Consider the following 21,223-nt stretch of genomic DNA (forward strand, 5'->3'; position numbering starts at 1 on the left):
ATCAGACCGGGAGCTTGGTGTCGGTGCGGCCGTCCGGCGCCACCGACAACGAGAAATTCACTTCGTCACCGGTCGGCTTCTGACCGGGCGGAACGTCCTGCTTCACTTCGACCGAGGTCACGCTCGCCATGCGCCGGCCCTTGCCGCCGCCCTTCTTGTCGCGCGTGGCACTGTCGAAGGCGAGCGCGCTGCGCGTCGCTTCCTGCGCTGAGCGATGCTCCTGCGTGTCGACGAGCTGATCATGCGCGGTGACGATGTGTGTCTCCGTGACGGGCTTGCCGACGCGGTAGAGGTAGCCCGAGAACTCGCTGATCTTGCCGTTCACCTGCGAAGCGTCGCGAAACCCGAACTGCTCGAGGTGTCGCACCAGCGCCTCGATGACGGCGCTCGACGCGCCGCGCGCGATCTCGCGCTGCTGGCCCGACGGGATGTGCACGACCTGCGCCTTGCCGGCGTGCTCGGGCGAGCGAAAGTGGTGATCGAGATGCTGCTTGGTGCAGTTGGCGATGAAAATCGACATGTCGTCCTCGGGAAAAAGAAAGGGGCGCCACGCGGGCGCCCCTTCAGGGTGGTGATGCTGACTCTTGCTACGGTGCTGCTCAGTGCGGCATCGACAGGATCGTGATGCCCTCGGGGCGAACACCCCAGCCGGACGTCACGCGCAGCTCCTGCACTTCGGTGATGCCACCGTCCGGGATCGGCGTCGGGATCTTGATCGGCGCCGCGGCGTCCGCGTACATCAGGTTCACGGCCTTCATGTTCGGGTTCACGTCCGCGAACACGTTGGTGTTGATGCCCGGGATGTCCGGCTTCTCGATCTCGGGGATCGTGAGGATCACCGCGTCCGAGCCGCCGGCACCCTTGCCGATCAGCGTGTCGTCGAAGTACCACTCGATCTCGTCGCCCATTTCCTCGACGACGTTCTTTACGACCTGGCCGACCGTGGCCGTACCGGCGCCGGGGCGCTGGTACTGGACGACCTGCACGATCGAGCCATACGTGAGCTGCAGGAACACGCGCTGCGGGCTGACGATGCGGATCTTGCTGTGGATGTTGCCGCCCGACTGGAACATGCGAGTCTTCAGCGACACGATCTGCGCGAGGATCCACAGCGCCATTTCGCCGTTGTCATAGGTCGACACCGTTGTGTTGCCGTAGCTGTCCGGCGGCAGCGTCACGGCGGTAGCGCCGACCGTGTTCATCAGGCCTTCGCCATTCGCCGGGTTGAATCCGTACAGCAGGCCCGTGCGCATCTGCTGGAAGATGCCCTGGCGTTGCGCGAGATCCTGCGCGGCCGGCAGGCCGACCGAGTACGCGGCCGCGGCGGCCGTGTCGTGGTGGTCCCATTGCGCACGCGTGCGGATCAGGTACGTCGCCGTGCCGTAAAACGTCGCGGTCAGCGATGCCGACGGCAGCAGGTTCGGCGCGCCCTGCGAGGCCTGCGTCTCGGTGCGCAGGTCCAGCGCGTTGATGTAGACGAACAGGTCTTCGCTGCCGATCTTCACGCGCGGCTTGCCGCCGGGGAGCGCGTTGAACGCGCCCGACGCCTGCGCGTAGGTGACGATCAGCTCGGGCTCCGAGAAGCTCGGCGCGACCTTGGCCTGAGCCGGAAAATAGCTAGCCATTTATGTTAACTCCATGCAAAATATGGGAGCGGGGCGTTAGACAACCACCGCTCCCATATCCGGAGGTGTCCGAGTGGAAAAGTGCAAAGAAGAAAATTGCAATAACCCGATCACTGCGCGCGGCCTTTGCAACAAACATTACAAACGGCTCAAACGCAACGGAACTCTTTCCCGAGTAAATCGAGAATGGGGCTCAGGGACAATTCACCCCATCACGGGGCGCATTTACATGCATAGCAATGGGAAGCTCAAGCTTCAGCACATTCATATTGCTGAAAAAGCGCTCGGCAAAGAATTGCCCGATGGGGCCCAAGTCCATCACGTCGACGAGAATCCACAGAACAATGCTCAGGAGAATCTCGTCATTTGCCCTGATCAGGCATATCACTCACTTCTTCATCAGAGGGCGGAAGCTTTCGACGCTTGCGGCCATGCAAATTGGAGGAAATGCAGGTATTGCCAGCAATGGGACGATCCAGACAATCTGTATGTCCATCCGGCTACCGTCTATCACCTGCATTGCCGCAGAGAAAACTATCAACTCACGAAAGCTAAGCGCAAAACCCCTTAGATCTGGATGATCGCGGCCGCGCCCTGGGTCCAGGTGAGCGCACCGGTCCCCGAGTTGTAGCTGACGATCTTGCTGTTGGTGTTGACGGAGAGCACCTTGCAGGCGAGTGCGCCGGCGCCCGAGCTGTACGTGACCAGCTTCTGGTTCGTGAAGTCCCACGAGACCTGTTGGTTGATCGCGCCGAGATCGAGGTTGCCGGCGAGCGTCGTGTCGCATTGCACCGCGATGCGCGCGTTCGAGCCGAGGCGATAGAACATCGCCGTCATGCCCGCCATCAGCTGCGGCACGTTGTTGCCCGGCGTCAGGATCGCGTTGTACGACCGGTTGATGACGGTGAAGCCCGTCACGCCGGCGTTGTTCGCGGCGATCACCAGCGAGTTGCCGAGGCCGTTCTGATTCGGCGCGGCGACGTTCTCGGTGACGGCCATGCCGCCCCAGACCGGGCCGGTGACAGACGCGGCGATGATCGCGCTCGCGAGCCAGCTATTGGACGCCGGATCGTCCATGACGGCGCCCTGGACATAGCCTTCCGTATCGACGCGGAAGGTGCCAGTCGGCGAGCTCGTCACCATCGGGTTGAACGAAATCGACATGGCTTATGCCCCCTTGGCTTGGCGGTTGAGCTTGCAGACGACGCCGGGTGCAGTGAAATGCTGCATCCACGATGCGATGTCGCCCGTGAAGCGGGTGATCTGACGGCCCGCTTCGTCGCGCGAGACGATCGGGATGAGGCGGCCGGCGGGTGCCGCGGCGGGGTTCATGGCAGCGGTCTGGGCGTCCGCGTAGATGCGGTCCTCGACCAGCTTGAACGCGGCGCCGTCGAGCGCGTCGAGCTTCACACCCTTCATCTCGGCGCTGTGCGATGCGAGCTTCGAGGCGAGGCGGCGGCGGTAGTCGATCGGACTTTCGCCGTGCAGCGGTGCGGTCGCGTTCTGGCCGAACATCTGCATCACCGAGTCGGCGCGCATCTGGGCGGTCGCGAGCGCGTCGCGGTCTTCGGCCGACAGCGGCTTCGTCAGCGTCGACAGCGTACCGTCCATGCGCTTGATCTGCGCCCGCAGCTCGGCGTTCTCGCGGGCCAGGCGTTGCGAGTCGGCGCGCGCGGCGGAATCCGCACGCTCTTCTTCGCTTTCCGCGCTGTCCATGCGCTCGCAGCCAGCGGCGTCGGCGCGTTCTTCGTCGCGGTGCTCGGCAGCACCGGCACGCTCGGCTTCTGCCAGTTCGCGCGCGGCAGCATGCTCGTGCTCGACTTCGCGTTCGCCTTCACGCTCGGCCGCGCCTTCAGCCGAATCGGCCTCGAGCGGCTCCGCGGGCATGCGATCGCCGCCCTTGTTTTCGATCGCGTCCATGCGCTTGATCAGCGCATCGGCCCACGCCGGGATTTTTTCTTCCATACCATCCATTTCAGGATCTCCTGTGTTGACTCCGCTGGGCTCGCCGCCTTTGTCCCACACGCCCTCTTCGCAGATTGCGAGGTGGTCGAGATAGGACGGCTTGCCTTCGATGAGGACCGATTTACCGTCGACCTCGACGGCTTCGGCTGAGCCCGCGTCGCGGAAGATCACCGCGGGACTGGTCGACGCGTGCGACGTCGGCATCAGCCGGGCCGCGTCATCGTCGAATACTTTCGCGACGCCCCGCACTTCCGTTTCGGTCAGGTACGGCAGGAAGATCGTGCCGATCGACCGATCGCGGTACTCGTCGCTGTTGAGGATCGTTTTCTTCGGGTGCTCGAAGATCACCGGCAGGCCGTTGCACCGTTGCCGGAATTCCTCGGTCAGGAAGTTCTCGGGTGGCCGATACACGAACTCGTCGTGCTCGGTGCGGTAGCTGGTGCCGGTGCCGGTGATGCGAAGGTCGAACAGCCAGACGTTTTCGTAGCGCTGCGGCGACAGCAGCTCGCCGGCCGCCATGCGCTTCGCGATGTCCAGCTCGTTGCCGGTCAGCAGCTCGATCGTCTGCGCGACCGCCGGGTGCATCTTCTCCGGCAGACTGCCGGGCGCGGCCCACTGCCACGCCGTGTGTTCATCGTTCAGGACGGGCTTGAAAGGTTCCGGCACGTTCTGCAGGAAACACGTGTACTCGCCCGCGCCGCCGGGAATCAGGTTGCGGCGCACCGCCCAGCGCAGGCCATCCGGGCAACCGCCGATTTCCTCGACGGTCTCGCGCACCGCGGCTTGCTCCGGCGTTTCGTCGCCCTCGGCATGGCCGCCAGGCTGTTCCCACTCGCCGGTGTCGCTGCGCTGCACAAGCAGAAACAGCGGGCCCGGCGCGCGGAACAGGATGCCGGCGCAGTCGGCCGATGTCTGCGCGTCCGCGCGCGCCTTGTCGGCGCTCACGAATTCTTCGCCGACGGACTTCGGAATGCCGAGCGTGCTGTGGCCGTGGGCGGCAGCTTCCATTGCCTCATGCTGCCGTTCACTCACACTCGGCATATCGTCACCTCAGGTTCAGATTTCGAGACGATCGAGGATTTCTTCTTTCTGGCGCTCGATCAGCGCCGATACACGTTTCTGCAGGTCGTGCAGGCGCTCCGTAACCGGCGATGACATCGGAACCGCCATGGGTTTTCCGTCTTCGCCACAAGATCCGCAACCGCCTCGAAAAAGTACCGGCTGAAGTCGCGCGATCACCAGACCATGTGATTCCTCGAGCTGGGACATCAGCCCTTCCAGTTCATCGAGCGCGTGGATCAAATCCGGAGTTTTCGGCGGGATGCTGACCGAAACGTTGATATTCGTTGCCATTTCACGTCCTCATACGTTGGTGGAAGATCACTACGCCTTGCGAATTCGGGTTTCTTCAAGCGCCCGCCGACCCTTCTCGGTCAGCATCTCAGGCGGCAGGTCGCGCAGGTTGTTCACGTACACGCCATAGCAGCGACAGAAAGGCTCCTCGGCCGGTTGCGTGATCTCGTCGAGGTAACCGTCGCCTTTCGTGATCAGCCCCTGCTGAAGCGCCCAGGAGCCGCGCACGACGTAGAAGCGCTTGTCGCGCTCCTTGTGGTCGGGCCGATAGTCGTAGCCGGCCTGCCGCCAGTGCGAGCGCCACATCATCGCGATCGCTTGCGTCTGCTCGGCGATGACCGCGTTGATCGACGACATCAGCTTGTGCCCTTGATCGATCGAGACGCGGCGTTCCTCGTAGCGCAGTTGCCGGATCGGCCTGGCGATGCTCTCGCGCACGTCAGCCTTCTCGACCGCGCGCGAGCCGCCGGCGGGCACCGATGACACCCAGCCGGCGAGACGCTGCAGCGATTGCTCGACCGCGCGCTCGCGGTTCAGCTTGATCAGATCGACGCTCGCACGCACGCGCTTGTCGAGCTCGGGGCGCAGTGACGGCGCCAGCCGCTCGATCGTGAAGCGCGGCACGCCGGGGTGATACCGCAGCGCGCCGGTCTTCGACAGCGTGCGGTGGAACACCGCGTCCATCGCGCTCTGCATCCGATTGCGCATCTCGGCGTCCGTCGGCAGGTCGGTCATCGCGGCGAAGCGCAGCCGGCGCAGCCATTCCTGCAGCCGGGCCGGATCGTCGTACCCGTGCTCCGTGATGTCGCGGATAGCCTCGGTCAGCACGTCGTGAAACGTGCGGTTGATTGCGGGGCGGACGCTCATCGGCTACTCGTGCGACGATTCAACGATCGGGTGCGGCTCGGCCAGCGGCTGCGGCGGTACATAGCTTGCGATCGCGTCGTAATCCAGCTCGAGCGGCATCGAGAACATCAGCTTGCGCTCGTTCAAGATCTCAGCCAGCCAGCAAGCGGCCTTCGCCTTGCTCTCAGGATCCAGTAGCGGCGCGAGCACTTCGATCGCTGCGATCGCCGCCTTGGTGATGGTGTCGTCGACCTTGACACGCTCGCTGTCGGGTTCAACCAGCAGGTTCGGCCAAGTAGCGGTGAAAGCATTTTTCCACTCGTAGAAGGCCGTCTCGTAGGGCATCTGGCCGTACAGGCTCGGATGCTTGCGCTGCATCGATGCGTAGAACTCGGGGCTCCATGCTCGGCGCATCACGATCGGATCGAGGAAGTCATATGCCGGGCCCATTTCGATCCGCACGCGGTCGATGAAGCGCGCGATCAGCTTCGCGTCCTCGGTGCCCTCGCCGAAGCCTTCGGTCAGCGTGTCCTGCGCGAGCATCACGGCCGGCATCTTCGCCGAGGTCGCGATGTTCTTGATCACGTTCATGCGCGCAAACTCTGCGGCGTCGCGGATGTTCTTCAGGTCGATCGACTCGATGCTTTCCGTGGTGCCGATCGACATCACGTTGCCCGTCTTCGCGCCCTTCAGCATGCGGCGCTTCAGGTTGCCGAATGCGAGCGCGACCTTGTCGATCACCGCGCCCGGCGACTGCATCTTGTAGACCAGCAGCCCCGATTTCTCGATGATCTGGTTATCTGTGATCATCGACTGCACGTACGACTTCATCGGGTACAGCGCGCGCTGATAGACCGAGCGGCCGACGAAGCCGAAAGCGCTGTTCGTCCACTCGATGTAGATCGGCGCCTCATTCAGCGCGATCACCGCGCGCGACGGGTGGTAGTCGTGGTTCGCCACCCGCAGGAACTGCGGCTTCTGGAAGTCCGGCGCGTTCGGGTTCTGGTTCAGCACCAGCGAGCCTGCCGTGTTCAGCGGGTCGAGGATGTTGAAGTACAGGTCGAGCTCGTGCATGCGCTCAAGCGGCAGCGGCTCATTCGTCGGGAAGTCGCGCGCGCCGACGATCAGCGAGGCGATGCCATAGACGCGCTTGAGCGTCATGAAGCTCTTGATGATCTCGTCCGCGCCGACGCCGCCCAGCTTCTTCCATTCCTTCCGGAACGCCTGCACGAGATCATCTTCGGGCGCGCCCGGGATCGTGATCTCGCGCTCCTGCGACAGTGCTTCCTCGTACGGCGCCTCGGCCATCTTCGCGCCCAGCGGGTGGTAGCTGTAGATGACCTTGCACATCTCGTACGACGGAGGCGAGCCAGGCTGCAGATCGTCAGCGCCAAGCAGGCGCATGAGTTCGGCGGACATGGCCGTGCCGACGTTCAAGCTCGCCTGCGAGCTGTCGTCCGCGTCGCCGTAGTAACCGCCCATTTAACCGATCCTCTTGAACTCGCCATGAAGCTCTGCGGCAGCTCGGCAATATGCGCCGTACGCCAGCTCCGGCGTCGCGTAATAGCCGAGATTGATGTGCTTTCCGTCTTTCGAAATACTCGCGGCCCATGAACCGTCACGAGAGTGAAGCGACACCCCCTTGTAACCGCTCGTGTTGTTTCGAGACTTCCCGCGATTGTGCTGATTCTGGGAACGCGTCGCTTCCCGCAGATTCGCGCGCTGATTGTTCAGGCCGTCGCCATCTCGGTGATCAACGTGCATACCAAGGCGCGGCTGGATGATTTCGCGGTGCATGAGAATTTTTCGAACCCTTTTGCCCTCACGAACGCTGCGCTCTGCATATCGGTTATGGCCGCATTCCGTGACGTGCCAGCGGTACTTGCTGAGCGCCTCGAAGTCCTCGTCATCAACCAGCGCGACGAAGCCTTTCGTCAATGGAATTTCCTTCATGCGCGACCTCAATAGCCCTCGCTGTCACCCAAGCTGATTGCGACGCCATAGGTGAAACAATCGAGCAAGTCCATATGGTGCGGCGTCTTCGTCCCGAGACGGAAGCCGCATACCTGCGAAATCAGGTGATTCCGCGTCTGTCCTTTGTAGTTCGTGACCTTGTCGTGCGCGTAGCGGCTGACCTTCACCTCGCCGCGGTGCACGTAGCCACTGACCGACAGCGCGCGCCCTTCTTTGCCGAGGTCGACCAGCTTTTCCTCGATCGGGTGGAACGGCAGGCTGCGCCGCCTGGCCTGCTGAAGCAGCACGATGCCGCTCGCCTTGTCTTCGATCCAGCCGCCGAGGCTGCCCTGGCGGGCGCCGACTTGCGCGGCCAGTTCCTCGCAGCGCTGGGCCACCGTCGGCAGCCACGACTCGAGCAGCGCGCCCTCGATCTGCAGCACGTCCCAATCAAGGATCGTCAGCGGCGTGCCGGTGATGACGTTGCGCGCGAAGTACGTGACGGCCGTGCCGTCGTGCTCGAGGCCATCCTTCAGCGCCGTGTCGACCACCGCGAACACTTGGTCGCAGCGCGTCGGATAATCGACCGGCTCGCCGTCGACAAGCAGCGAGTCCTCGCTGAAGAAGGCGGCGCCGTTCCAGTCGACGAAGTCGGCGAGATATTCCTGCTGGTAGACCAGCGCGGGATATTCGTCCTTCAGCTTCGCGACCGCTTCCGGGTCGAGCATCGGATTCGATGCCGTCGGCGCATGAAACTCGCGCCAGCCGAGCGTCTTGTCGGTGCAGGCCTCGTAGAAGAAGTTTTCCGGGTCGATGCCCTTCGGCGTGCCCGCCATGATGGCGTGGCCTTTCCGGTCGAGCAGCGTCGGCGCGATCGCCTGTTCCCAGATCGAGCGCAGACCCTTCGGGACGAGCGAGCCCTCGTCGATGATCACGCGATCGTAGAAGCGCGAGCGGCCCGCGTCCTCATCCTGCAGCGTCCAGAACTCAATGCAGCCGCCCGAATTCAGCTCGATGACCTGGTCGATCTTCGACTTCGAATAGACGACCGGCTGCACCGTGCGCAGGATGCGCTTGTACGTCGGCAGGTTCAGCTTGTACGTCGGGCCGAACCAGCCGACCTTCAGGCCGTTGTAGGACCACTTCGAGGCGCAGCGCTCGAGCAGCGTCGTCTTTCCGAAGCGTCGGCCGCAGCGGATCACAACACGGCGGCTCTCGTTGAAGGCGCGGCCGATCTCGGCCTGCTTCGCATGAAGCTCCTGCAGCTTGACGGATTGCTTCATACGTCGGGATTCGGGTCGTCGAGGCCCGGGCCGCCCTCACCGCCTCCGCCTTCAGGGTCCGGCGTATTGCGCCATTGCGCCTTGCGCCGGTTCTTCAGCCAGAAGATCGCCGCGGCGGTGTCGGGCGGATAGTGCTCGGTGTACTCCTTCTCGACCACCACGCCATTGATCACGAAGAACTTCACGGCGGGATGGCTATAGCCGGTCGCGCGCTGGTACAGCTTGTCCGCGACCTCGGCGTCCGCCAGTTCCTTCCCCGCTTTTAGGGCCTCAAGAAACTCGGGGTATGCCGTCTTCCAGTTGTTGACCGTCTGCTCGGACACGCCGAAGAAGTCGGCCAATTCCTTGTCGGTCGCGCCGAGGCGGCAAAGCTTGCGCGCCTGGCCGGCGAACTCATCGCGGTACGAGCTGGGTCGGCCGCCAGCCTTCGCAGGCTTGGCGCCCCTGCGCTTGGCTGAATCGTCCATGGTCGGCCCGTGGGTTGCCCGCGCCTGCCGGTTTCACGACGGAGAGGACATTGCCATCGGATCGCCACATCGCGGACTGCGGGTGTTTTTGCGCACTGGCCCGCTTGCGCTTGCCATTGCGGCGGTGGAAAAGAAAAAGCCCGCTCAAGGCGGGCGAATCGCACGGGGGAGTGCGATGGAGACAAGGTGAGAGCTGCCTATTGGCGGTCTGATTCATCCGTCCCGTCTAGGACGCCTTTGATTCAAGTGAGTTTGTTTCTCACATAGGATGAGACGATCGGCTTGCTCTCGTGAGTGATGGTTGGCGGCGACCGATCGTATTCGCCTAGAACAAATACCCAAACCGCACGGAGCACCTCCCCGCCGTTTGAAGCAACCCACATCATTCAACCATCACACACGAAAGCGCCCCGTTTCGTGGGACGGCCGGCCGCGCAGCGCTACGCAGGCACCAATTCATCACTCGCCGGACTTTCACCGGCATCATGCAAAAAGCCCGCTGGCTTTTGGCTCAGCGGGCTTTGGAGGGTACTTTGGTCAGTCTGGCGAAATCATAGGGGCTTTGTCGCAGAATAGCAAGCCCCTTTTTCCATCAAACGCTTGCCGCCAAAGGCTCGCGGCGCGGCATCACGTCGGCATGGAATTCCTCGGTGCTCACGACGCCCTGCGCCTTGAACTGCGGATCGAGTCGGCCGACCGCCAGCCGTTCCAGCGCCGAGTAGTGCTTCGTCATCCAGATCGCCGCGCGGTGCATCTTGTCCTTCGTCACCTTGAACTCATCGGCCAGATCGCGGAATGACAGCGCCTCGCGGCGCGATTGCGGCAGGTAATGCCGCGCGGTCAGCTTGCCGCATGCCTTCAGGCCAAGGCCGCAACTGCGGCGCGCGTGCAGCGCCAGACGCACGACGCCCTTCTGCTGATCATCGCCGATCCCGTAGCGCGCGAGCAGCGCCGCCGATTCCGTCGACGGTAGCCGGTCGCGTACCGCCGCGGTGATCATTGCGCACTGCCCGCGGATCTCGAGCTGGTTGAGCCCGGAGAAGTTGATCGTGCCCGACGGGGTGCCGATGAGCTGCGCAAACCACTTCTCTCTGGTCTTGATATCCCCCTCCGAAATTCCGTCATCGGATGCCGCCTCGAGCATCTGGATCAGGAACCGTCGGAATTTGTTGTCGCCCATTGCAGGGACCGACATCACGAGAAAGCTCACGTGCAAGGCTTGTTCGGTGCTCTGGAAAATGGCGTTCAATTTTGTCCTCACGCTCGTTGCAAATTCAGTTCGATGGCCTCGATGCGCACACCCGGCGTGCGCGCGTACCGCTTCGAGATCCAGAGATCGACCACCTGTCCGTCGTCGACGTACACCACGCCGTTCATTCCGTCCTTCAGCGCCTTCACGACGTTGTCGGCATCCGGCTTCTTCGTCGCGCCGATGGCACCGGCGGCAGCCGCTTCCTGTTTCTTCATCGACCAGCTGGTCGGAATCGGCAGGCCGATGTGCACGATCAGGCGGATCGGACCGGCGTATGGCTCGGTGCTGCGCATGGCGGCGCGCGCGGCCATCTTCACGAGGTTCTCGTAGCGCTCGGTCTTCTCGGGCGTGTACGTCGTCACGTGCGCGCCGCGGCGCGCGAATTTCGGGCGCCCCTTTGCGACCGGTGCGCCGGGGACAACGAACTCGACGCGGCCGGAAACGACGGGCGCCGAAAGGACAATGAGGGGTTTCTGAGTCATATCACCGCCGCGGAGATGATAAAAAACAAGCCGATTAATTCGCTCATCGACAATCTCGGACTAAGCAAAAAGCCGCCCGCACACAGAAACGCAGCGCTAACGATCACCCGCACGATCCATTTGCTCACGGCAGCACCTCCCATGCCCACAAGCTGACGCCCCCGGCGATCAGCAGAGCCCCCGCGAGAAACACGCCGGCCCAGCACATGCCCCAGAACTCGGAAATCCAGTTCGAGTTGCGCAGACGCGTGCCAAGCCAGCCGATGACGATGAACCAGATGCCGATGGCGGTCATGCTCGCACCTCGCGCACGTGCTGCACGGCCGTCTCCGTCGGTTTGTGCACGTCGCAATAGTCCCGCCCCTTGTGCGTCCAATGCGCCTTCACGCGCGGGCCATGCGCCGAGCATTCGCAGCAGTAGCGGTGGCCGCCGGCCTTGACCATGTCCTTCGTGATGCGCTTCATGCTGTTTCCTCCGATTCTTCGTCGCGCCGTTCCGTTTCCGGCATGTAGCCGCTGGCATGAGTCGGTCCGATGACCGTCCCCATCTTCACGATCCCGCTCGGACCTTGCTGCCGCCCAGCGGACGCCGTGAGCTTGATGAGCTCCGATTCGAGGCGAGCGAGCCATGTGCGCACGATCGGTTTGCCGGCCTTGTGCGGCGACTCGTCCGCCTTGCCGAGCAGCAGGTCGCGCCGATCAGCCTCGATGAGCCGCTGCTGAATGCGCCGGTATGCGTCCGGCGCGTCGACGAACGAGCCGAAGTGCCGCCGGATGTCGAGCGTCGCTTGCACGATCGCCCAGGCGGCATCGCTGCGCAGGACACCCGTGATGTCGTCGTTCGAGCCGTTGGAGCGGTTTGCGTGGCAAAAGCAGTACCACTTGTCGCCGCCCATCGTGCCGAGCAGCGGGCAGCCGTAAGCTGCGCACATGCCCCATGCCTGTCCCGATTCGCTCATGCTGCAACTCCTTGCGCCCGCTGGCGCAGTTCGCTTTCACACCGCTCGAGCAGCCACGCGTAATCCTTGCCAGCCGGCGCGATAATGCCGAGCTCCGATGCTTTCCGGGCAATGCCCGCGTCCGATCGCTTCCACGAGTTGTCCTCGCGCTTCTGCTGCGCGGGCTTCGGGTTCAGCAGGTCCGCGATGATGCCGACGAGGTAGTTCGGGCCGACGGGCTTCTCGAGTCCGCGAGACGCGACGACCGACAGGGCCGCATCGAGGATCTCGTTCGTCACGCGGACGTCGTCACCCCACGCAGCGATGTTCGGGTTCACGCTGTTCGCGCCGATCACGCCGCGCTGACGCAGGTAGACGGCGATCTCGACAGCCCTCGAAACCGAAGAAGCGCTGTTCGGCGTATGCGCGCCTACCTCCGGTTGAAGCTGTGACGACGCTTCTAGGGGGTTATATGGAGTCTGGCTTATGGCTTCTGGAGTCTGGTTAGCCGTTGCGTCACGCGTGACAGGTTGTGTGACAGTCCGTAAATCATCCGTGTCAGCGTCACGTCCTGTCACGCGTGACAGCATCACTTGGAGCTGTTCGGTGCTCGTGTCGTACGGCGGGACGATGTCGTGCTTTCGCAGCTCGTCGAAGAGCTTGCGACGACGGTCACGATGGCGGCGCTGGCGATCTCGCTCGTTCTCACGCTTGGCGTCACGGTCGATTTCACCTTCGGCTGCATCAGCGATCTCGCGCTCGCAACGCTGCTGGATCCACGTGCCGTCGACCAGTTCGAAGAATTCGCCGAGAACGACCTTCAGCGCAGCGACTTCGTCGCGAGCGCGCGCGCCAATGAGGCGTGCAGCCTGGTCGTCAGGAATGCCGGACTCTCGCGTGTAATAGACGTCGAGCAGGCGCGTATAGACGCCATGCTCGAGCAGCGACAGGTGTGCCGTGTCCTTCAGATAGTCGCCGATGTGGCGCTTATAGAAATTCATGATTGCCATTCCCGCGCAGAGCGAGCGCCCTTGGTCCGGTTACATGGCCGGCAGGCAAGAACGATGTTCCGGGCAACTGAGCGACCGCCGCGCGCTTCGGGCTTCACGTGGTCGAATTCAAGATTGAAAAGCGCAACGCGCCCAAGGCCGGGCCGGTGATAGCTGACGAACCATTGGACTTGCCCGAGGGCATCGCAATAGGCGCACTGGACGGTCTTGCATGAACCGGGCAGCACACCATAGCGACGCGCGACTTCCCGCCGAACAGCCTCAGAAATGGGCGTTTTGGTGCGAATGCGGGCCACGCCTACCTCCGCATGAGCCAAGCGAGCAGCGCGCAAAGCACGACGACGAGCGCGATGTAGGCAATGAGGGCGATTTGGAGCTGGTTCATTCGCATCCCCTTCCGATTTCACCCGAGTTGCGCGGCGCGGTAAATTTCGTCCAATGCACCCAACCCTGCTCAGGGCAATGGAATCCCCATTCGCGGTAGCGCGGACCGGTCACGAATAGCGTCCAGCAGCAGCCATCGACGAGTTCGACGCGATGGGCGGCTGAGCCAAATGGCCGAAATTTCCATGTTGGCGCGATGCGCTCGCTGCGCACGTTGATGCCGCCTGCGGCGATCGTGTGTTCGACATAACGGCCGCGCAGCAGAATCGACAAGTTCGACCACGGATGGTCGTGCAATGCGCGGTCGTCGTCGCTGCGCATGAAGCAATGCAGGTAGATGTTGAAGAACCGATTGCGCGGCAGAACCCACCAGCGCAACAGATACGGATTGTCGGCGCCCCCGATGATGAAATCCGGCGGCCGGCGCGTAACGTGCGCGATGATGCGATCGGAGAGCGTGGTCATACCCCACCCCCATACACGCCAAACGCGAACGCGATCAGCGTGCGCACCCACATGTCGATGAAGAGTTCGATGATCATGCGACCCTCCGCGGAATCTGGCGCATCTCGGTCGTCTGGGCGCGGATCCGCTCGAGCGCGTTCGTCGCCTTCAGCACGACATCCATCGCGCCGTTGATCGCTTCCGTCAGCTTCACGACGTCGTCTTCGGGAACCTTGCGATCGGGCCGCGCATGCAGCGTCTCGTCGCAGATGTAATACAGCGGGTCGTAGCAGTTGCAGAAGCGCATCAGCGCGATGACCTGGCTGAACTTGAAGTTCTCGTCGCCCTTCGGGTTGAGGCAGGCCTTCAGCTTCGCGTAGGCGCTTTCCGGCCGCATGTCCGGCCAGAGGTGGCACGCCACTTCTTTGATGGTCTTGCCGCTGTTGCTCACCATCAGCTGAAGGGCCTCGAATTCGTCTTCGTAGAACAATTTGGTCTGCATACCTTTACCCCTTTGCCCCTACTGCCCCCGCAAGAAAAACGTGTTTTAGGGTCCGATAGGGTTCCGCACAGCGGCGAAAAAAAAAGGATGATCTGGGTCATCCGAACAAGAAAAAGAAATGGGCTATGCGCTATTCACACAACCATCTTCGAGAGCTTCGAGTCGTCGGTTACGCGGCCGACGGGAGGCTGGACGTCGTCCGATGCCTTCACGCGATCCATGGCGTCCGCGAGCTCGGGCCAAATCTTCTGCAGCAGGTCTCGTGGGAACATCTCGCGTCTGGTGACGAGGCCGCCTGTCGCCCGCTCGATGGGCAGACCGAAAGGCACGGGGATCGGGCGCTTTCCCGACGCCCAGCGGCTGACATCAGGCGCGTTCGCGCCGATCGCCTTGCTGAGCGCGCTGAGTCGCCCACGTTCGCCGGAGAGGTATGTTTTCAGGTCCATGCGACAAACTATAGCGATTCGCTAATCGTTCCGCAATAGCGAATCGCACATTTATTTCTTTAGCGTTTTGCTATTCAATGCCCGCATGAAGACAATCGACGAAATCCGTCGCGACAATCTGCAGCTCGCCGTCAAGCGATTTCGAACTGCTGCAGCCCTCGCCGAGAAGGCTGGGGTCGCCGCGGCCTACCTGAGCCAGATCAAGAACCAGACGCCGGAAAGCAAGACGGGAAAGCCCAAAGCGATGGGCGACGACGTTGCGCGGAAGATCGAGAGAGCGATCGGAGAATCCGAAGGCTGGATGGATACCGAGCACACTTTGCCCGAAGATGGTGCATCGAGCACCGGCCAAGATGACTCGGTTATTAAGCATTTGCTCCCAAAGGACAAAGGTAACGTAGTCGTATGGGAGCGGCCGGAAGACCTCGAGCCTGATGAGGATCGAGTCTGGATCGACCGCTATGACTACAGATTCTCGGCGGGGACAGGCTTGATTCAGTGGGAGATTCGCCAGAAGAAGGCGCTGCCGTTCGACATCGGCTTTTTCAAGGCGCTCGGCGTCAAGCCGCAGGACTGCAAGCTCGCCCAGGTGCACGGCCCGAGCATGGAGCCCTACCTCTTCAATCGCGACCTGATGATGATCTGCACCACGCGCACCCACGTGCGCGATGGCCGGATCTATGCGGTGTACTTTGAAGACGAAGCACTCGTGAAACAGATCTTCAAGGAGCCCGAGGGCGCGCTGCGGCTGCACTCATACAACGCTGATTTCCCGGATCGCGTCATCGCGGCCGACCAGCTCGCTAGCCTTCAGATCGCCGGCGAAGTCATGTATCGTTCGGGATCAGGGCCGGCTGGCGGCAACTGAGTTCCGCATGAAACGTCTCATTCCTCTCGTCGCGGTCATCTGGATGATCGGTGCGCATGCCGCCCCGGTTTCTGACGATGTCGCGACGAAATGCACCGATTCGGCGTCTGCGTTCAGCTTCGCGGCGACGTTCCGCGACACCGGAATCTCGCCTCAAGAGACGCTCACCCGAATGAAGGCGCCAGCTTTCCGCCGCGGTCTCCCCGATGGCGCGCTGAAGGAAGTCATCAACCTGGTCTACTTCGATCCGGACCTGTCCCGATGGCGGCCCGACCGCATCTACGCGGTCGTCTCGCGCGACTGCATGTTTCCGAAACAGCATCTCGAACCATTACGGTAACTGCAACGATCCCCTCCCCCAAGCCCGCCGCGCGCGGGCTTTTTCTTTCCCGCGTCCCTGCGCCGATCGTCGCTAAAACGAAAAATTAGCGATTCGCGCTAAATTCCGCTTGCGCGCAGATTAGCGATTCGCTATAGTTTCTTCAACGCAGCACACAACGCGCTGCGCCACCGCCCCGGGCGGATCGCTCTGTAACAACCGAAGGTGCGCAGGAGCCTCCCTAATGGGACTCGCCCTGCCGGCCGCATCCGTGGCCGAAACGTGACGCAGACGAACCGCGCTAGGCCGCTGTACTGGCTACCGGTCCACGGCTGCCGAAGGTCACGAAGGGATGAATTCCCCGCCGGATCGACCCGGAGCTGGCTCGGCCAGGTGTAGCCGCGGCGCCGGCGGGGAAACGCAACACCGCTGCCCTGATGAGCGGATATGCAGCGATGACGGCCGGGCCCCGTCATACCACCTGTTTTTTGAGTCTGAAGACACAGTGCCTCGCGAAAACGCTGCCTCATGCGAACGCCGCGTATCCGCCCACCAGTGCAGTCAGTCAAGCCGGCCATGTCTCCCGGCAAACCCGTTAGGAGTGCATATGCTCAACCCTCAATTAACCGAGCGAGCGGCCGAGTTCTGGACCGATCGCCAGCTGCAGCAGTTCAACGACGCGGCCGACGCCGAAGCGGACCGAGCCGAGCTCGTCGCGCAGATCGCGAAGGAACGCCTGAAGGCGAAGATCGCCGCGCTGTCGGACGACGACCTGATCGGCGGCATGCACAGCGTCACGCAGGAGAAGCACGCCCGTGCACTGCGCGCCGCGTTCCGCGAGTCGCCGGAGGCGCTGGGCGACCTCGTGATGTCGATCATCGTGCACGCGATGAGCGAGGACGCGGAGCTCGAGGCCGAGCGCTCGCTCGATAGCGATCGCCCGCGCTTCGCGAACGTCATCTGCTCGTCGTGCGGCCAAACCTTCGGCCCGGGCACCGCCGGTTTCTCCAGCTGCGCCGACCACATCGACCGCCGCGCCCACTTCTCCGCTGGGGCCTGACATGCACTCCATCCAATTTTTCGTCGTCGGCGTGCTCGCTGTGCTCGTGCTGACGCTCGTGATTCTCGCGGTCGAGGCGATCAAGCGCCGCGGTCGCTCGAACTGACCAACTACAACGAGGGACCACATGAACGAGATCAAAGACGGCGGCCCGGCGTTTCCGTGCCACACGAATCCGCGACCGGGCACGCTCAACGAAGCGCCGCAGGGCATGACGCTCCGCGACTACTTCATCGCGCATGCACCCGCCGAGCCGCAGCCGTGGTTCGCCCCGGTGTTGGATAACGAGCCGGCGGCCGTGGAACCCCTTGACCGCTTGACCGACGAAGAGCGCCGCGAGTACGAGGGCTGGGGCGAATATCTCAGCACCAGCGAACTGAAGTGCCCGCGCGTCCTGGCGTACTACGAGGCTGTCGAAGCCTACGAGAAGCTCCGTCGCGCGTGGAACCGCGAGCACGAGAAGCAACGCTACGTGCAGTGGCCCGCAGCATGGGCCGATGAAATGCTCCGCGCGCGAGGTGAAGCATGAACGAGATCAAGCACACGCCTGACGCCCGCGAGCTGCTGCTCGAAGCCGGTGCTGAATGCATGTCGCCGGACCAATACGAGACATTCGAAGCGCTGTTCGAAGCGCAACCGGGCCTCGCGGCGCGATTCGTGAACTGCATCGTGAAGCGTCTGCCGATCGTCTCCGACATGGCCCTCGTCCTCGAAATGCTGGCCGAGGAAGCTGATGCGGGCAAAGCGAAGATTCCGAGCGGCACTCGCACGATGCTCGACGCCGCCCTCATCAAGGCCGGCTGCAAGGCTGCGCCGACGGCGGTGCGGCACGTGACGATCGCGGGGGTGCGTGATGAGTGATCGTGAACTGACTCCGCTTGAGGCGGAGCTTCTCGAAGCATGCCGAATCGGTCTTGGATACGTTGAGGCCGTTTGCTTCAACACGCCCAATCCCAAGAAGCGCCGTAACTACGCAGACGCGGCGTCAAAGATTCGCGCGGCAATTAGAAAGGCAGAAGGCAATCGCAAGCCCGCTGATTGCAGTGGCGACCCGGCAAGTTGCCCCGATAACGAGGGGCGTGGTTGCTGGTGCAGCGATCACGCACGGGAGGTATGATGCGCGCCCCTCTCAACAGCCTAACGCCTGTATTGCGCGATTACAGCCGATCGGTTGTATCGCGCGACTGGTTCCCGCTTGCGGTGCTCGGCGCGCTGTACCTGATCGCGTGCGGCGTCGCGCCGGCGTTTGAGCTTCTCGCGGGAGTCACACGATGAACCCGATCACCTACCTGTGCGGCGCGCTCGACCGACTGTTCGACCGCAATCCGATCTTCGCGATGGCGCTGATGATCGTCCTCGCCTTCGTCTGCATGATCGCGATCGCGTATCTCAACCAGGACGGCGCGCCCGTCACCACTATTAATACGAGGTATGCATGAATCGCGAAGACTGGCTCGAGGAGCGCCTGTCTGGCGTCGGCGGCAGCGATGCCGCTGCAGCGCTCGGCCTCTCCCCCTACAAGACTACCTACGAGCTGTGGCTCGAAAAGACGAGGCAGCTCGCGGCTGAGGATCTCGACGAGGTCGAGCGCATCCAGTTCGGGCGTCTGATGGAAGATATCATCGCGCGCGAGTACGCACGCCGCGAAGGCGTTAAGGTGCGCCGGCGCAATCAGATCGTGCGGCACCCGAAATACCCGTGGATGCTCGCGAATGTCGACCGCCTCATCGAAGGCGAGCGCCGCGGTCTCGAATGCAAGAACGTCGACGCGATGGCGTTCCGCATGGGCGAATGGGGCGAGCCCGGCACCGACCAGGTGCCGGAGCATTACCTCCTGCAGTGCCAGCACTACATGATCGTGCTCGACTATGCCGAGTGGGATCTGGCCGCGTGCATCGGCGGCAACCGCCTTGAGAAGTTCGTGATCCGCCGCGATCCGGAACTCGAGCAGATGATCGTCGATGGTGAGCACGACTTCTGGCACCACGTCGAGCAACATGATGCGCCGGAGCCGGACTACGCCCACCCGACGACGATCGCTCTCCTGCAGCGCATGTTCCCCGGCACCGACGGCAGTGAGATCCAGCTCGACGACAGCCTTGAGCACTGGCACCTGGTCAAGCAGATGGCCGATGAGCAAATCAAGCAATACAAGGACGTCAGCGACGGCGCGAAGGCGCACCTGCTGCGCGCGATGGGCGCGGCCGCCGTCGGCCGGCTGCCGGACGGCAGCGCCTACCGCCGCAAAGAAGTGACGCGCAAGGCCTACGCCGTCGAGGCTGCCACCTATATCGATTTCCGCCACCAGAAGGCCAAGGAGTAACGCAGCCATGAATACGAACGTCGTCAAGATGGACAGCCGCCCTGCACTCGATTTCGATGCGCCGCCGATCACGACGAGCGCCGTCGTGCTCGACATGACCGCAATCGAATCAATCTCGCGAGTCGCGGAGATCATGGCCGCCGGCAAGGCCACGATCCCGCGCCACCTGCAGGGTAACCGTGGCGACTGCTTCGCCGTCACGATGCAGGCCATGCAGTGGGGCATGAACCCATTCGCCGTCGCGCAGAAAACGCACCTGGTCAGCGGCACACTCGGCTACGAAGCCCAGCTCGTGAACGCCGTCATTACCGCGCGCGCGCCCGTCACCGGCCGGATCAATTACGAGTGGTTCGGCGAGTGGGATCGCATCGCGGGCCGCTTCAAGGAAGTACCGGCGAAGAACAATCCGGACGAGAAGCGCATCGTTCGCGACTGGACGATCAAAGACGAAGAAGGCCTCGGCGTGCGCGTGTGGGCCACCTTCAAGGGCGAATCCGAGCCGCGCGAACTGCGACTGCTGCTTGCGCAGGCCGGCGTGCGCAACTCGCCGCTGTGGGGCCAAGACCCGAAACAGCAGCTTGCCTATCTCGCCGTGAAGCGCTGGTCGCGCCTCTATTGCCCGGATGTCATTCTCGGCGTCTACACGCCCGACGAACTCGAGGAGCGCGCGCCGCGCGACATGGGCCGCGCAGAGGAAGTCGGGCAGACACCAAGCAATTCGCGCACCGATGCCGTGCGCAGCAAGCTCGCATCGAAGCGCGCCGCACCGGCGCCGACGGCGAACCTCGACAAGATCCTGCGCGACATCGAATCGGCGACGAGCGGCCACGAGCTGAAGAAGGCGATTGAGCCCGCAGCGAACCTCGCTAGCGAGGCAGACAAGGAAAAGGTCCGGGATGCCTATCAGGCGAAGCTCAACGCCGAGCGCGAGCGTCAGCACCGCGAAGCCGCTGCGCAGGCACATCAGGATCAGCCGGGCGCCGAAGGTGAGGCGCCAACTCTCACCTATGACGAGTTGATCGCACGCTTCAACGCGACGACCGACGTCGACGTGCTCGACGCTGACGCGACGCTGATCGGCCAGCTGCCCGAGGACAAACAGCAGGCTGCACTCGATGCCTATAACGACCGTCGCGAAGTGCTGCTCGACGCGTAACCATCCCACCGCGCGGCAACCCAATGGAGGTGCGCATGCTCACGCTTGAACAGTTTCAAGAGTTGCTTACATATGAACCGGATTCTGGCCTTTTTCGATGGATTGTGTCGCGCGGGCCTGTTCATCCAGGTCATATAGCCGGAAGCGTTTTTGGTGGCGGATACGTTTACGTGTGCATCAACACTCATCGATATATGGCGCATCGACTTGCTTGGCTGTTTGTCAATGGATCTTGGCCGACTTGTTTTATTGACCACATCAACGGCGACAGAACGGATAACAGAATTGCCAACCTGCGAGACGTGTCATGCAGCGTCAATACGCAGAATCAAAAGCGCCCTCGCAGCGATAACAGATCCGGATTACTTGGCGTAAGCATCGTGGCATCAACCGGGAAATATCGTGCCGCAATTAAGGTCGATGGGAAATCGATATGGATCGGAGATTTTAATGACCCATATGAGGCCCATGCAGCATATGTGTCCGAAAAGCGGAAGCGGCATGTCGGCTGCACGATCTGACCCAGCCATTGAGGCTTGATCTACTG

General features: G+C 62.7%; 29 protein-coding genes and 1 pseudogene. 10 read left to right on the forward strand and 20 right to left on the reverse strand.

The annotated features are described in order from the left end of the window. Window position 1: 1 nt before the first annotated feature. On the reverse strand, window positions 2-520 hold the full coding sequence (locus tag ACV22V_RS08015) for a hypothetical protein (protein ID WP_105796157.1): 519 nt from the start codon (window positions 518-520) through the stop codon (window positions 2-4). A gap of 79 nt (window positions 521-599) precedes the next feature. After that, window positions 600-1,625: a DUF2184 domain-containing protein gene (locus tag ACV22V_RS08020; RefSeq protein ID WP_448013474.1), complete on the reverse strand. Its 1,026-nt coding sequence runs from the start codon at window positions 1,623-1,625 to the stop codon at window positions 600-602. Between the two features lie 73 nt (window positions 1,626-1,698). Between ACV22V_RS08020 and ACV22V_RS08025 the strand changes: the two genes are divergently transcribed. Continuing rightward, the gene (locus tag ACV22V_RS08025) at window positions 1,699-2,196 is read left to right on the forward strand and encodes an HNH endonuclease (RefSeq protein ID WP_226256511.1); all 498 of its coding nucleotides are present in this window, start codon (window positions 1,699-1,701) and stop codon (window positions 2,194-2,196) included. Here the strand turns inward: ACV22V_RS08025 and ACV22V_RS08030 are convergent. The 18 genes from ACV22V_RS08030 to ACV22V_RS08115 form a co-directional block, all read right to left on the reverse strand. Continuing rightward, window positions 2,193-2,789: a hypothetical protein gene (locus ACV22V_RS08030; RefSeq protein WP_448013475.1), complete on the reverse strand. Its 597-nt coding sequence runs from the start codon at window positions 2,787-2,789 to the stop codon at window positions 2,193-2,195. The two genes, ACV22V_RS08025 and ACV22V_RS08030, sit on opposite strands and share 4 nt — an antisense overlap. A 3-nt stretch (window positions 2,790-2,792) precedes the next feature. Beyond that, complete coding sequence (locus ACV22V_RS08035) at window positions 2,793-4,598, reverse strand: NUDIX domain-containing protein (protein WP_448013476.1); 1,806 nt, start codon at window positions 4,596-4,598, stop codon at window positions 2,793-2,795. 48 nt (window positions 4,599-4,646) lie between these two features. Further along, window positions 4,647-4,943, reverse strand: coding sequence for a hypothetical protein (locus ACV22V_RS08040; RefSeq protein ID WP_448013477.1), 297 nt, complete (start codon window positions 4,941-4,943; stop codon window positions 4,647-4,649). Window positions 4,944-4,973: 30 nt separating this feature from the next. After that, window positions 4,974-5,810 carry a hypothetical protein gene (locus ACV22V_RS08045; protein WP_448013478.1) on the reverse strand — a complete coding sequence of 279 codons (837 nt, stop codon included), beginning with the start codon at window positions 5,808-5,810 and terminating at the stop codon, window positions 4,974-4,976. Between the two features lie 3 nt (window positions 5,811-5,813). Then, window positions 5,814-7,271 (reverse strand): anti-CBASS protein Acb1 family protein, encoded by a 1,458-nt coding sequence (locus ACV22V_RS08050; protein WP_448013479.1) that lies wholly within the window; start codon window positions 7,269-7,271, stop codon window positions 5,814-5,816. Beyond that, window positions 7,272-7,742, reverse strand: a complete 471-nt coding sequence (locus ACV22V_RS08055; protein WP_448013480.1) for an AP2 domain-containing protein — start codon at window positions 7,740-7,742, stop codon at window positions 7,272-7,274. It lies immediately after the preceding gene. An 8-nt stretch (window positions 7,743-7,750) separates the two neighbouring features. Continuing rightward, window positions 7,751-9,025, reverse strand: coding sequence for a hypothetical protein (locus ACV22V_RS08060; protein WP_448013481.1), 1,275 nt, complete (start codon window positions 9,023-9,025; stop codon window positions 7,751-7,753). After that, entirely contained in the window at window positions 9,022-9,492 is a 471-nt protein-coding gene (locus ACV22V_RS08065; protein ID WP_448013482.1) for a helix-turn-helix domain-containing protein, read from the reverse strand. The genes ACV22V_RS08060 and ACV22V_RS08065 overlap by 4 nt, the downstream gene beginning before the upstream one ends. 592 nt (window positions 9,493-10,084) lie before the next feature. Next, window positions 10,085-10,741, reverse strand: a complete 657-nt coding sequence (locus tag ACV22V_RS08070; protein ID WP_448013483.1) for a hypothetical protein — start codon at window positions 10,739-10,741, stop codon at window positions 10,085-10,087. An 8-nt stretch (window positions 10,742-10,749) separates the two neighbouring features. Beyond that, window positions 10,750-11,226, reverse strand: coding sequence for a RusA family crossover junction endodeoxyribonuclease (locus tag ACV22V_RS08075; protein WP_448013484.1), 477 nt, complete (start codon window positions 11,224-11,226; stop codon window positions 10,750-10,752). Between the two features lie 124 nt (window positions 11,227-11,350). Beyond that, the gene (locus tag ACV22V_RS08080; protein ID WP_448013485.1) at window positions 11,351-11,521 is read right to left on the reverse strand and encodes a hypothetical protein; all 171 of its coding nucleotides are present in this window, start codon (window positions 11,519-11,521) and stop codon (window positions 11,351-11,353) included. Beyond that, the gene (locus ACV22V_RS08085; RefSeq protein ID WP_448013486.1) at window positions 11,518-11,691 is read right to left on the reverse strand and encodes a hypothetical protein; all 174 of its coding nucleotides are present in this window, start codon (window positions 11,689-11,691) and stop codon (window positions 11,518-11,520) included. Before ACV22V_RS08085 ends, ACV22V_RS08080 begins: the two co-directional genes overlap by 4 nt. Beyond that, window positions 11,688-12,185: a hypothetical protein gene (locus tag ACV22V_RS08090; RefSeq protein WP_448013487.1), complete on the reverse strand. Its 498-nt coding sequence runs from the start codon at window positions 12,183-12,185 to the stop codon at window positions 11,688-11,690. Before ACV22V_RS08090 ends, ACV22V_RS08085 begins: the two co-directional genes overlap by 4 nt. Continuing rightward, the gene (locus ACV22V_RS08095; protein ID WP_448013488.1) at window positions 12,182-13,165 is read right to left on the reverse strand and encodes a YdaU family protein; all 984 of its coding nucleotides are present in this window, start codon (window positions 13,163-13,165) and stop codon (window positions 12,182-12,184) included. Before ACV22V_RS08095 ends, ACV22V_RS08090 begins: the two co-directional genes overlap by 4 nt. Continuing rightward, on the reverse strand, window positions 13,162-13,581 hold the full coding sequence (locus tag ACV22V_RS08100) for an HNH endonuclease (RefSeq protein WP_448013489.1): 420 nt from the start codon (window positions 13,579-13,581) through the stop codon (window positions 13,162-13,164). Before ACV22V_RS08100 ends, ACV22V_RS08095 begins: the two co-directional genes overlap by 4 nt. After that, window positions 13,556-14,023 carry a hypothetical protein gene (locus ACV22V_RS08105; RefSeq protein ID WP_448013490.1) on the reverse strand — a complete coding sequence of 156 codons (468 nt, stop codon included), beginning with the start codon at window positions 14,021-14,023 and terminating at the stop codon, window positions 13,556-13,558. The genes ACV22V_RS08100 and ACV22V_RS08105 overlap by 26 nt, the downstream gene beginning before the upstream one ends. A gap of 73 nt (window positions 14,024-14,096) precedes the next feature. Next, entirely contained in the window at window positions 14,097-14,504 is a 408-nt protein-coding gene (locus ACV22V_RS08110; protein WP_448013491.1) for a hypothetical protein, read from the reverse strand. A 134-nt stretch (window positions 14,505-14,638) separates the two neighbouring features. Further along, on the reverse strand, window positions 14,639-14,950 hold the full coding sequence (locus ACV22V_RS08115) for a YdaS family helix-turn-helix protein (protein ID WP_448013492.1): 312 nt from the start codon (window positions 14,948-14,950) through the stop codon (window positions 14,639-14,641). A gap of 85 nt (window positions 14,951-15,035) precedes the next feature. On the opposite strand from ACV22V_RS08115, the gene ACV22V_RS08120 reads away from it, so the two are divergent. From ACV22V_RS08120 to ACV22V_RS08160, 9 genes and pseudogenes are all read left to right on the forward strand, one after another. Continuing rightward, window positions 15,036-15,818 carry a LexA family transcriptional regulator gene (locus tag ACV22V_RS08120; RefSeq protein ID WP_448013493.1) on the forward strand — a complete coding sequence of 261 codons (783 nt, stop codon included), beginning with the start codon at window positions 15,036-15,038 and terminating at the stop codon, window positions 15,816-15,818. A gap of 43 nt (window positions 15,819-15,861) precedes the next feature. Further along, entirely contained in the window at window positions 15,862-16,158 is a 297-nt protein-coding gene (locus tag ACV22V_RS08125) for a hypothetical protein (RefSeq protein ID WP_448013494.1), read from the forward strand. Window positions 16,159-16,744: 586 nt separating this feature from the next. Then, complete coding sequence (locus ACV22V_RS08130) at window positions 16,745-17,197, forward strand: hypothetical protein (protein ID WP_448013495.1); 453 nt, start codon at window positions 16,745-16,747, stop codon at window positions 17,195-17,197. 127 nt (window positions 17,198-17,324) lie between these two features. Further along, entirely contained in the window at window positions 17,325-17,726 is a 402-nt protein-coding gene (locus tag ACV22V_RS08135) for a hypothetical protein (RefSeq protein WP_448013496.1), read from the forward strand. Then, window positions 17,723-18,058, forward strand: a complete 336-nt coding sequence (locus ACV22V_RS08140) for a hypothetical protein (protein ID WP_448013497.1) — start codon at window positions 17,723-17,725, stop codon at window positions 18,056-18,058. The genes ACV22V_RS08135 and ACV22V_RS08140 overlap by 4 nt, the downstream gene beginning before the upstream one ends. A 410-nt stretch (window positions 18,059-18,468) precedes the next feature. Beyond that, a complete protein-coding gene (locus ACV22V_RS08145) occupies window positions 18,469-18,636 on the forward strand; it encodes a hypothetical protein (protein ID WP_448013498.1) in 168 nt (55 codons plus the stop codon). After that, complete coding sequence (locus ACV22V_RS08150; protein WP_448013499.1) at window positions 18,633-19,520, forward strand: YqaJ viral recombinase family nuclease; 888 nt, start codon at window positions 18,633-18,635, stop codon at window positions 19,518-19,520. The genes ACV22V_RS08145 and ACV22V_RS08150 overlap by 4 nt, the downstream gene beginning before the upstream one ends. A 7-nt stretch (window positions 19,521-19,527) precedes the next feature. Then, window positions 19,528-20,196: pseudogene (locus tag ACV22V_RS08155) on the forward strand (RecT family recombinase); the annotation flags it as partial. Window positions 20,197-20,711: 515 nt separating this feature from the next. Next, the gene (locus tag ACV22V_RS08160; protein WP_448013500.1) at window positions 20,712-21,197 is read left to right on the forward strand and encodes an HNH endonuclease signature motif containing protein; all 486 of its coding nucleotides are present in this window, start codon (window positions 20,712-20,714) and stop codon (window positions 21,195-21,197) included. Window positions 21,198-21,223: the final 26 nt, after the last annotated feature.

The organism is Burkholderia sp. AW33-5 (genome assembly GCF_053427615.1).